5 protein-coding genes are annotated in these 4,261 nt (G+C 60.7%); 3 read left to right on the top strand and 2 right to left on the bottom strand.

What is annotated here, in order from left to right:
- The first annotated feature begins 116 nt into the window (after positions 1–116).
- The gene (locus OC610_RS22125) at positions 117–1,292 is read left to right on the top strand and encodes a CaiB/BaiF CoA transferase family protein (RefSeq protein ID WP_264430778.1); all 1,176 of its coding nucleotides are present in this window, start codon (positions 117–119) and stop codon (positions 1,290–1,292) included.
- 119 nt (positions 1,293–1,411) lie between these two features.
- Here OC610_RS22125 and OC610_RS22120 read toward each other — a convergent pair whose 3' ends face one another.
- Together OC610_RS22120 and OC610_RS22115 are read right to left on the bottom strand one after the other, a co-directional pair.
- On the bottom strand, positions 1,412–1,906 hold the full coding sequence (locus OC610_RS22120) for a SprT family zinc-dependent metalloprotease (protein WP_264430777.1): 495 nt from the start codon (positions 1,904–1,906) through the stop codon (positions 1,412–1,414).
- A 163-nt stretch (positions 1,907–2,069) separates the two neighbouring features.
- Positions 2,070–2,672, bottom strand: a complete 603-nt coding sequence (locus OC610_RS22115; protein WP_030142419.1) for a Yip1 family protein — start codon at positions 2,670–2,672, stop codon at positions 2,070–2,072.
- A gap of 305 nt (positions 2,673–2,977) precedes the next feature.
- On the opposite strand from OC610_RS22115, the gene ttcA reads away from it, so the two are divergent.
- Both ttcA and OC610_RS22105 read left to right on the top strand, forming a co-directional pair.
- Positions 2,978–3,802 (top strand): tRNA 2-thiocytidine(32) synthetase TtcA, encoded by an 825-nt coding sequence (gene ttcA, locus OC610_RS22110; RefSeq protein WP_030142418.1) that lies wholly within the window; start codon positions 2,978–2,980, stop codon positions 3,800–3,802.
- 66 nt (positions 3,803–3,868) lie between these two features.
- The coding region (locus OC610_RS22105; protein ID WP_264430774.1) for a DNA-3-methyladenine glycosylase I at positions 3,869–4,261 on the top strand (393 nt) is incomplete at its 3' end.

Below are 4,261 nucleotides of genomic sequence, written 5' to 3'. Positions count from 1 at the left end.
GCAGTTCCTACACAACCCAGCGTGAGCGTAATGGTCAGCTCCAACGCCACCCTCGGTAATTGCTCCGCCGCCAACCCCTGCCTAGTCTTGAATGTACATTCAAAACGGAGATCTCCATGCAAGGTCCACTGGCATCGCTCAAGGTTCTGGATTTCTCGACCCTGTTGCCGGGGCCGTTTGCCTCGCTGTTGCTGGCGGACATGGGGGCCGAGGTGCTGCGCATCGAGTCGCCGGACCGGCCGGACCTGCTGCGGATCCTGCCGCCCCACGACCAGGGCGTCTCGGCCAGCCACGCCTACCTCAATCGCAACAAGCGCAGCCTGGCGCTGGACCTCAAGCAGCCGGCGGCGCTGGAGATCATCAAACGGCTGCTGGCCGACCACGACATCCTGTTGGAGCAATTCCGCCCCGGCGTGATGGAGCGGTTGGGCCTGGGATATGAGGCGTTGAAGGCAATCAATCCCCGGCTGATATACGTGTCGATTACCGGCTACGGCCAGACGGGGCCCTACAGGGACCGCGCCGGCCATGACATCAACTACCTGGCCCTGGCGGGTCTGGCCAGCCACACCGGACGCGCCGACAGCGGCCCGTTGCCGCTGGGGATCCAGGCGGCGGACATCGCCGGTGGTTCGCTGCATGGGGTGATCGGGCTGTTGGCGGCCGTCATCGCCCGTCAGCAGAGCGGGCAAGGTCAGCACCTGGACGTGAGCATGACCGATTGCGCATTCAGCCTGAATGCGTTGGCCGGCGCCGGTTACCTGGCTTGTGGCGTGGAGCCGGCGCGGGAAAACCACGTGCTGAACGGCGGCAGTTTTTATGACTACTACCGCACTCGCGATGGCCGTTGGATGTCGGTTGGGAGCCTGGAACCGGCTTTCATGCGGGCGCTTTGCGAGGCGCTGGGGCGACCGGAATTGAGAGCCCTAGGGCTGTCATCGGAGCCTGCTCAACGGTTCAAGCAGGAACTGCAGTCTGAATTCGAGAAGCACGATTTCGCCGAGCTTTGCGCGATATTTGCCAAGGTCGATGCCTGCGTCGAGCCTGTACTGGGGCTGGACGAGGCGCTTGAGCATCCTCAGTTGAACGCTCGGGAGCTGGTCACCCAAGTGCCCCGTGGCGATGGATCGAGCCAGACGCAGATGGCCTGTCCGTTGAAGTTTTCCGAAGGGCTGCCCGAGCCGCGGCATATCGGCGCGAGGCTGGGGGAGCATACGAACGAAGTGTTGGGGGCGTTGGGGTTCAGTGCTGAGCGGATCGAAGCGTTGCGTAAGCACGGGGTGGTTTTGTAGCGTCTGTCAAGCCGCCATCGCGAGCAAGCTCGCTCCCACATTGGGTCTGCGGCGTTCACTAGCCCCCTGTGGGAGCGAGCCTGCTCGCGATGAGGCCAGCCCAGGCACCACAAAACCTGCTATTCGACCCGCGTCTCCCCACTGAACACCAAAGTATTGCGACAACTGCGGCACAAATACCGCCGCCCCTGACGCACCAGGCGGTGGCGCTGGGCCGTGAACGGGAAATCGCTGCCGTCGCACGGGCATTTATAAATGTAGCGGGTCGCGGTGCGGCGCTTGATCTCGTAGGTGTGGCAACGGTTGGGCGGCAGTTCGTAGACCCCACGCATGATCAGTTGCCATTCCTCGCCATGGGCCTGGATGCGGTCGCCGAACAACTGATGGGCAATCAGGTGCGCCACTTCGTGGGCAACCGTCTGCTTGAGGAAGTCTTCGGCGTTTTCCTGGTACAGCTGTGGGTTGAAGCGCAGCAGGTTTTCATGCAAATGCGCGACGCCGGCTTTCTGGCCGCGCAACTTGAGGCTGACCACCGGGCGTTTGAAAGGACGTTTGAAAAAGGATTCGGCTTGTTGGTAACACTCTTCGACGCGGATATTGAGTTGCTCGAGCATGCTTTACGGGTCTCCAGAAAGGCGAGTATGCCGCAAGCGCTGGCCGTTGCGAATCGCCCAGGCGCCCAGCGGTCGTCCCGGCAGGCAGATCCAGAGACAGCGGAAGGCCGCCTTGCGGCGGCCTGTGGTGGCAGATCGTTTTTTGTTGGAGAGCCTCAATCCTTCAATTGGTATAGACCGGACCAACGCCCAGCCCCCAGACAATCACCGTGAACGCCATGATGGCCACCAGCACCACCAGGCCGACGGCAAGCACCGAACTGGAAAACAGGAAGCCTTCGTCCTGGGGAATGTTCATGAACGTCGGCAGGCCCACGTACAACAGGTAGACGGTGTAGCAGATCGCCGCGGTGCCGACGATCATCCCCAGCCACATGTGCGGATAGAGCGCCGCCAGGCCACCAATGAACAACGGGGTTGCGGTGTAGGTAGCAAACGCGACACACCGGGCCAGGCTCGGGCTGGCGTCATAGGTGCGGGCCATCCAGTGAATGAACGCACCCATCACCGCCACGCCGCCCAACATGGCCAGGTAGGACATGATGGTCATCCACAGCGCGCTTTCCTGGGTGAGCATCACCGGTGGACGATTGCCGATGACCCATCCCACCTGCGTGGTACCGATGAACGCCGATACGGCCGGAATGGCCGCCAGGATCAACGTGTGGGTGAGGTACATGTGGCTGATGCTTTCCTCCTGATCGCCACGGATTTCTTTCCATTCTTGATCAGGGTGGGTAAAGAGCCCCACGACATGATGGATCATAGTCAGTCACTCCTTTGTTATTGCCATCGCCCCCCAACGGAGCGCCTACGGGCCAAGTGGCCGGGTAAGTTAAGGTCTGTAAGTGTGTGCGACCTTATGCCGCAGTATAGGAAGGAGTGGCCGTCAGGGGGATAGGGTGCTTAGAGCAAATCGCGCTGTAGGCGAGACGGCTGATAGCGAAAAGCCTCAAGCGGCAAGCTGCAAGAAGAAGCACCGCGCTTGGCTTGCAGCTTGTGGCTTGTAGCTTGCAGCTGCTTGAAAAGCTAAAATGCCGGCCTTTCGTCACACCTCACGGATTTCGCGTCATGGGCACTCTTACGGTCAACCAGAACAAACTGCAAAAGCGCCTACGCCGCCTGGCCGGTGAGGCGGTCGCCGACTACAACATGATCGAGGATGGCGACAAGGTCATGGTCTGCCTGTCCGGCGGCAAGGACAGCTACACCTTGCTCGACGTGCTGATGCATTTGCAGAAGGTTGCCCCGATCAAGTTCGACATCGTTGCGGTGAACATGGACCAGAAGCAGCCCGGGTTCCCCGAGCATGTGCTGCCGGCCTATCTCGAGTCGTTGGGCGTGGAATACCACATCGTCGAGAAGGACACCTATTCGGTGGTCAAGGAACTGATTCCCGAGGGCAAGACCACCTGCTCGCTGTGCTCACGCCTGCGCCGTGGAACGCTCTACACCTTCGCCGATGAGATCGGTGCGACCAAGATGGCCCTGGGTCATCACCGCGACGACATCGTCGAGACGTTTTTCCTGAACATGTTCTACAACGGCTCGCTCAAGGCCATGCCACCCAAGCTGCGCGCCGATGACGGGCGCAACGTGGTGATTCGCCCGTTGGCCTATTGCAACGAGAAGGACATCCAGGCCTATTCGGATTTCAAGCAATTCCCGATCATCCCCTGCAACCTGTGCGGCTCCCAGGAAAACCTGCAGCGCCAGGTGGTCAAGGAGATGCTTCAGGAATGGGAACGCAAGACCCCGGGTCGTACCGAGAGCATTTTCCGTGGCTTGCAGAACGTCATCCCGTCGCAACTGGCGGACCGCAACCTGTTCGACTTCACCAACCTGCGCATCGACGAAAACGCCACGCCGCGGTTCGTCAATGTGGTGAATCTCTGACGGTCGCAGCGACACTATTCACGGCGCTTGAAAGCGCCGTTTTTGTTTTAATCCCTAGGAGAAGGCATGCGCGATTACAAGTGGCTGCACGAGTATTGTCTGAACCGCTTCGGTTCGGTGGCTGAACTGGAAGCCCGCCTCCCTGTGCCAAAGACCCCGGCGCAACTGCGCAAGATCAGCGACGACCGCTACCTCTCGACCATGGCCCTGCGGGTCTTCCGCGCCGGGCTCAAGCACAGCCTGGTGGACGCCAAGTGGCCGGCGTTCGAAGAGGTGTTTTTCAAGTTCGATCCGGAAAAAGTCGTGCTGATGAGCGCCGAGCACCTGGAGCGCCTGATGCAGGACACGCGCATCATTCGCCACCTGGGCAAGCTCAAGAGCGTGCCACGCAACGCGCAGTTGGTGCTGGATGTGGCCCATGAAAAGGGCAGCTTCGGTGCGATGATCGCCGATTGGCCG

The sequence above is a fragment of the Pseudomonas agronomica genome, from assembly GCF_025917275.1.
Lineage (GTDB): Bacteria > Pseudomonadota > Gammaproteobacteria > Pseudomonadales > Pseudomonadaceae > Aquipseudomonas > Aquipseudomonas agronomica.
This window is presented reverse-complemented; position numbering and strand designations above follow the sequence as displayed.

Coding starts and splice junctions, on each gene's coding strand:
- ttcA (WP_030142418.1), top strand. CDS start 2,978: ATGGGCACTCTTACGGTCAACCAGAACAAACTGCAAAAGCGCCTACGC.
- OC610_RS22125 (WP_264430778.1), top strand. CDS start 117: ATGCAAGGTCCACTGGCATCGCTCAAGGTTCTGGATTTCTCGACCCTG.
- OC610_RS22120 (WP_264430777.1), bottom strand. CDS start 1,906: ATGCTCGAGCAACTCAATATCCGCGTCGAAGAGTGTTACCAACAAGCC.
- OC610_RS22115 (WP_030142419.1), bottom strand. CDS start 2,672: ATGATCCATCATGTCGTGGGGCTCTTTACCCACCCTGATCAAGAATGG.